This is a genomic window from Streptomyces calidiresistens (genome assembly GCF_014141525.1).
Lineage (GTDB): Bacteria > Actinomycetota > Actinomycetes > Streptomycetales > Streptomycetaceae > Streptomyces > Streptomyces calidiresistens.
Genome location: NZ_VKHS01000297.1, coordinates 1 through 6,075, shown reverse-complemented (window position 1 = coordinate 6,075; position 6,075 = coordinate 1). Strand labels below are relative to the sequence as shown.

Sequence of the window (6,075 nt, the reverse complement as noted above, 5' to 3'; positions counted from 1 at the left end):
CATTGTGTATAAGAGACAGCCCGGGGGCGGAGCGGGCGGAAGCGACGGGGCCGGCGACGGAACGACCGCCGGTGGGGTCCCCGGCGTCCCGGACGGCGGGGGCCCGGACTCCGGGGAACCCCCGGCGTCCGTGGAGAGCGACGGCCTCGGGGTGCGCGCCCTGCTCGACCCGACGGCGGCGGAGAACTCCTACTGGTCGCAGAGCCTGCTCATCCTGGACACCGAGCGGGAGCTGCGCGAACTCGTCGTGGAGGTGCGGGTGTCGACCGAGCGGGACGCCTCCCCCACCGGCAACTGGTCGACGCTGCCCGCCGACGAGTGGGAGACCACCGTGGCGCGGGAGGGCGACGCGCTCGTCTACCGGTGGCGACTGCGGGAGGGGGCGGCGGTACCGGCCGGCGAGCACACCTTCGCCGCGCAGTACGCCCATCCGGAGGGGAGCCGCGGGGCCGGGGCCGACCGCTTCACCGTTCGCGGTGTCACCGGGGACGGCGCGGAGGTGTCCGCCCGCGGCGGGTTCGCCTGAGCCCGTGCGGGGGCCGGTCGGACGACGGCGTCGTGGGCCGCGGAGTGCCGCCCGCGACGCACCGGGATCCGCGTTCCCCGTGCGGCCGACCCGGCGAACCCCTATGCTCCCATGGCACGGGCACCGCCCCCGGGGATCCCCGGATCCGTGGCTCCCGCCACCGCACACCGTTCCCGGAAACTCCGGAAACATTCCGCGGCACCACGGCTCCTCTTTTCCGGAAGTACCCCGGAACCGCCCCGGAAGTCCCGCTGAAGCGGGGCCCGGGACCGGAGGGTCGAACGGAAAATCGATCGGGGAACCCCCGCGGAATCCCTCCGGAAAACCCCTTCTGATTCCCCCGATTATCGCCTCCAAACCAAAAAATTTTAAATTTTTCGGTGAGGCACTCGGGGTCATCCGTGTTCCGCCATCGTTACATATATGTGACCGACGCCACGGGCCGCCCGTTTTATGGGGTAACCACCGGGCAAAACGCACATCTCTCCCCGACTCCCACCCGGGCTCCATTACCATATCCGAGCCTTCTTGTGAACCCCTTCGACGGATGCAATTCCTCCGGGGCCCGGCTAGATTCGACTCACATGACCACCGCACAGATCGCCCGAGTGGAAATTCCCGACGCGCCCGACGGATTTTCCTTCGACGTTCCGAAAACCGAGGACGGTGCCGACCTGTGGCGCATGGCCCGTGATTCCCGGGTTCTCGATGTCAACTCCTCCTACAGCTACCTGCTGTGGTGCCGGGACCACGCGACCACGTCCCTGGTGGCCCGCTCGGACGACGGCGGGTGCGCCGGATTCATCACCGGCTACCTGCGCCCCCGCCGGCCGTCCACCCTCCTGGTCTGGCAGGTCGCCGTGGACCCCGCGCACCGCGGACACGGCCTGGCCGCCGCCATGCTCGACCACCTGACGGCCCGGACCCGGGCGGAGTTCGGCGTGGACACCGTCGAGACGACCGTGACCCCGGACAACGTCCCCTCCAACCGTCTGTTCACCGCCTTCGCCGAGCGACACGGCGCCCCGGTCCACCGGGAGGTCCTGTTCGCCGCCTCCGACTTCCCCGAGAGCGGCCACGAGCCCGAGGTGCTGTACCGCATCGGCCCCCTCGCCGGCCCGACCGACGACGCCTGAGGCGTCCGCGGTCCGCCCCCGGACACCCCGCACATCCCGCACATCCCGTACATCCCGCCCCATCCTTCCCGCGAGGAGACACCAGCGTGACCATCACCCAGCCCGACCTGAGCGTTTTCGAGTCCGTGGAGTCGGAGGTGCGCAGCTACTGCCGCGGCTGGCCCACCGTCTTCGACCGCGCCCGCGGCAGCGTGCTGTTCGACGAGGACGGCCACCGCTACCTGGACTTCTTCGCCGGCGCGGGTTCCCTCAACTACGGACACAACAACCCGGTCCTCAAACGCGCCCTGCTGGACTACCTCGAGCGCGACGGCATCACGCACGGTCTGGACATGTCCACCACCGCCAAACGCGCCTTCCTGGAGACCTTCCGCGAGGTGGTCCTGGAGCCGCGCGACATGGACCACAAGGTCATGTTCACCGGGCCGACCGGCACCAACGCCGTGGAGGCCGCGCTGAAGCTGGCCCGCAAGATCAAGGGCCGGGAGGCGATCGTCTCCTTCACCAACGCGTTCCACGGCATGTCGCTGGGCGCCCTGGCGGTGACCGGCAACGCGTTCAAGCGGGCCGGCGCCGGCATCCCGCTGGTGCACGGCACCCCGATGCCCTTCGACGACTACCTCGACGGCCGCACCCCGGACTTCATCTGGTTCGAGCGGCTGCTGGAGGACGCGGGGTCGGGCCTGAACCAGCCGGCCGCCGTGATCGTGGAGACCGTGCAGGGCGAGGGCGGCATCAACGTGGCCCGACCCGAGTGGCTGCGGGCTCTGGCCGACCTGTGCCGCCGTCACGACATGCTGCTGATCGTGGACGACATCCAGATGGGTTGCGGTCGCACCGGCTCCTTCTTCTCCTTCGAGGAGGCGGGGATCGTGCCGGACATCATCACCCTGTCGAAGTCCATCAGCGGCTACGGCCTGCCGATGGCCCTCACGCTCTTCCGTCCCGAGCTGGACGTCTGGGAACCGGGCGAGCACAACGGCACCTTCCGGGGCAACAACCCGGCCTTCGTCACCGCCGCCGCCTCCCTGGACGCCTACTGGCGCGACGACCAGACCGAGAAGCAGACCCTGGCCCGCGGCGAGCGGGTGGAAGCCGCGCTGGCCGCGATCGTGCGGGAGAACCCCGGCGCCGGCGCCTCCTACCGGGGGCGCGGACTGGTCTGGGGCGTGGAGTTCGCCGACCCGGCGCGGGCCTCGGCGATCTGCGCCCGCGCCTTCGAGCTGGGCCTGCTGCTGGAGACCTCCGGCCCGCAGAGCGAGGTCGTCAAACTCCTGCCGGCCCTGACCATCACCACCGAGGAGCTGGACGAGGGCCTGCGCATCCTGGACCGGGCGGTCCGCGAGACCGCCTGACTCCGGGGGCGGGCGCGCCGGGGATCACCCCGGCCGTTCGCGGAAACCGGGCGTGACGTGCGAGGACCGGGGTAGGCACCCCGTCACGGGGCCGGTGGGACGGTGATCGTCCGACCGGCCCCGCGACACGCACCCGGGGCGCCGGAACCCGTGCGGCGGGACCCCGGATCCGGCACCCCTTCCGGCCGACCGGATCGAGTCCCGGCGGTCGGGGAACACCACCGAGGACGTCCGGCGGCGCGGACCGCCGGATCCCGCGGGGCGGCACCGCCGCGTCGCGGCCATCAACCGGGACCGTCCCCGCGCCGAGGGCACGGGGAGGCTCCCGGCCGTCGCCCGAGGGCGACAGGACATACAGAGAGGTACACCGACACCGTGATTGTCCGTTCCATCAGTGATATCGAGGGCACCGATCGCGACGTGGAGTCGGCCTCCGGGACCTGGCGCAGCAAGCGCCTGATCCTGGCCAAGGAGGGTGTCGGTTTCTCCTTCCACGAGACCGTGCTCTACGCGGGCACGGAGACCTCGATGTGGTACGCCAACCACGTCGAGGCGGTCTTCTGCGTGGAGGGTGAGGCCGAGCTCACCAACGACGAGACGGGCGAGAAGCACTGGATCCGCCCCGGCACGATGTACCTGCTGGACGGCCACGAGAAGCACACCCTGCGTCCCAAGACGGACTTCCGTGTCCTGTGCGTGTTCAACCCGCCCGTCACCGGACGGGAGGACCACGACGAGAACGGGGTGTACCCCCTGCTCACCGAACCGGAGGAGGCAGCATCATGACCACTGCACCAGCCCGCACCGCCGACCGGTACCCGACCCGGGGGGCCGTCGAGGAGATGATCCCCCGGCAGGACCCGGTCGTGTGGTCGTCCCCCGACGCCGAGGGGCCGATCTCCACGGGCGATCTGGAGGGCTTCGAGCGGGACGGCTTCCTCGCCGTGGACCGGCTGATCGAGCCCGAGGAGGTCGGCACCTACAAGGCGGAGTTGGACCGCCTGGTCTCCGACCCCGCCATCCGCGCCGATGAGCGCTCCATCGTCGAGCCGCAGTCGCAGGAGATCCGTTCGGTGTTCGAGGTGCACCGGATCAGCGAGGTCTTCGCGAAACTGGTGCGCGACCCGCGGGTGGTGGGACGCGCGCGGCAGATCCTGGGCTCGGACGTCTACGTCCACCAGTCCCGGATCAACGTCAAGCCCGGTTTCGGGGCGAGCGGCTTCTACTGGCACTCGGACTTCGAGACCTGGCACGCCGAGGACGGCCTGCCCGCCATGCGCACGGTCTCGGTCTCGATCGCGCTGACCGAGAACTACGAGACCAATGGCGGCCTGATGATCATGCCGGGGTCGCACAAGACCTTCCTCGGCTGCGCGGGCGCCACCCCGAAGGACAACTACAAGAAGTCCCTGCAGATGCAGGACGCGGGCACGCCCTCGGACGAGGCGTTGACCCGCCTGGCCGGCGAGCACGGCATCCGCCTGTTCACCGGCAAGCCGGGGTCGGCCGTGTGGTTCGACTGCAACTGCATGCACGGCTCGGGGGACAACATCACCCCGTACCCGCGCAGCAACGTCTTCATCGTCTTCAACAGCGTGGAGAACAAGGCCGTCGAGCCCTTCGCGGCTCCGATCCGGCGTCCGGAGTTCATCGGCGCCCGGGACTTCACCCCCGTGCGCTGAGCACCCGTCGAACGCCGGTGGGCGCCTCCGGCTCCGGAGGCGCCCACCGGCGACGGACCCGGGGCCGGCCACCGCCCCCCGTGCGGGGAGCGGTGGCCGGCCCCGACGCGTGCGCGGGCCGGCGCGGCCCGGCCCCCGGCCGTTGGATGATCCGCCGGGCTCACCGGCGCACGACGGGCAACGCCCTTCCGGAGTAGTCGAACCACGCCTGGTTCTCCCAGGCGTTGCCCGAGGAGGGGTCGTCCGGGTCCCAGCCGTTGCCCGGCACCGCGATCCAGGTGGGCTCCCAGTAGAAGACCCCCAGCCCCCGGCGGTTCGGGACGGCGGCCACCGCGGCGCAGATGTCCCGCATCCAGGCCACCTGGCCCTCCGGGGTCGCCGGGTAGCCGTCCACCAGTTCGGAGGGCAGGTCGATGATGTCCTCGTGGTCGTCGTCGCTGCCCAGCCGGAAGGGGTAGGCGGTCTCCACGACCACCACGTCGCGGTCGTAGCGGGCGCTGACGTCGTTCATGTTGTGGGAGAGCTCGGCCAGGGTGCCGTGCCAGTACCCGTAGAAGGACAGGGCGATGACGTCGAAGGGCACGCCGTACCGCACGGCGTTGTCGAACCACCAGCGGTACAGGCCGTTGTCGCCGCCGTCGGCCAGGTGCAGGGCGATCCGGATGCCGGGGGTGGAGGCGCGGGCCGCCTCGGCCCCGGCGGTGAGGAGTTCGGCGAGTCGCGGCCAGTTCTCGTGGGAGCCGTCGGGCCAGAGCATGCCGCCGTTGAGTTCGTTGCCGATCTGGACCATCGCGGCGGGGGTCCCCTGGTCCACCAGGGCGCCCAGGACGTCGGTGGTGTGCGCGCGGACGGCGTCCCGCAGCCCGGGGAAGTCGAGGTTCGTCCAGGCGGCCGGTTTGAACTGCTTGCCCGGATCGGCCCAGGTGTCGGAGTAGTGGAAGTCCACCAGCAGTCGCATCCCGGCGGCGTGCGTGCGGCGTGCGATCCGCAGGACGTGCTCCTCGGTGTTGTACCCGTCGGCGGGATCGACCCAGACCTTCAGCCGGGCCCAGTTGGACCCCCCGCGGCGCAGGATCTCCACCGGGTCCCCCGGGCGGCCGTTGGCCTCGCGGTAGACGCCGCCCAGGTCCTCGCTCTTGGCGAGCGAGGAGATGTCCACGCCCCGGATGTCGAGGCGGCGGGCGGGTCGGGCCGGCACGCCGGGGGCTCCGGGCGCGGCGAGCGCGGTACCGGGAAGGTGTGCGGCCAGGGCGGGGGCTGCCAGGCCCGCGGCACCCAGTCGCAGTGCGGTGCGTCGTCGCATCACGTGTCCTTTCGGTTGTCCGCTCGGTGATCACCGGGCGGGTCGGGGCGGCCCGGCGGGCCGGTGGCGGTGG

Annotated in this window: 5 protein-coding genes and 1 pseudogene; 5 read left to right on the top strand and 1 reads right to left on the bottom strand. The window is 71.2% G+C overall.

Translation table 11 applies throughout. From position 1 onward, the window contains the following. From FOE67_RS13750 to thpD, 5 genes and pseudogenes are all read left to right on the top strand, one after another. A pseudogene (locus tag FOE67_RS13750) lies at nt 1-526 on the top strand (hypothetical protein); the annotation flags it as partial. Nucleotides 527-1,110: 584 nt separating this feature from the next. After that, a complete protein-coding gene (gene ectA / locus FOE67_RS13745; RefSeq protein ID WP_182664059.1) occupies nt 1,111-1,662 on the top strand; it encodes a diaminobutyrate acetyltransferase in 552 nt (183 codons plus the stop codon). A gap of 86 nt (nt 1,663-1,748) precedes the next feature. After that, a complete protein-coding gene (gene ectB, locus FOE67_RS13740) occupies nt 1,749-3,017 on the top strand; it encodes a diaminobutyrate--2-oxoglutarate transaminase (protein ID WP_182664057.1) in 1,269 nt (422 codons plus the stop codon). 375 nt (nt 3,018-3,392) lie between these two features. Next, nucleotides 3,393-3,803 carry an ectoine synthase gene (locus tag FOE67_RS13735; protein WP_143623457.1) on the top strand — a complete coding sequence of 137 codons (411 nt, stop codon included), beginning with the start codon at nt 3,393-3,395 and terminating at the stop codon, nt 3,801-3,803. Further along, nucleotides 3,800-4,699 (top strand): ectoine hydroxylase, encoded by a 900-nt coding sequence (gene thpD, locus FOE67_RS13730; protein WP_182664055.1) that lies wholly within the window; start codon nt 3,800-3,802, stop codon nt 4,697-4,699. The genes FOE67_RS13735 and thpD overlap by 4 nt, the downstream gene beginning before the upstream one ends. A gap of 160 nt (nt 4,700-4,859) precedes the next feature. On the opposite strand, the gene FOE67_RS13725 is transcribed toward thpD, so the two are convergent. After that, nucleotides 4,860-6,002, bottom strand: coding sequence for a glycoside hydrolase family 53 protein (locus FOE67_RS13725; RefSeq protein ID WP_182664053.1), 1,143 nt, complete (start codon nt 6,000-6,002; stop codon nt 4,860-4,862). Nucleotides 6,003-6,075: the final 73 nt, after the last annotated feature.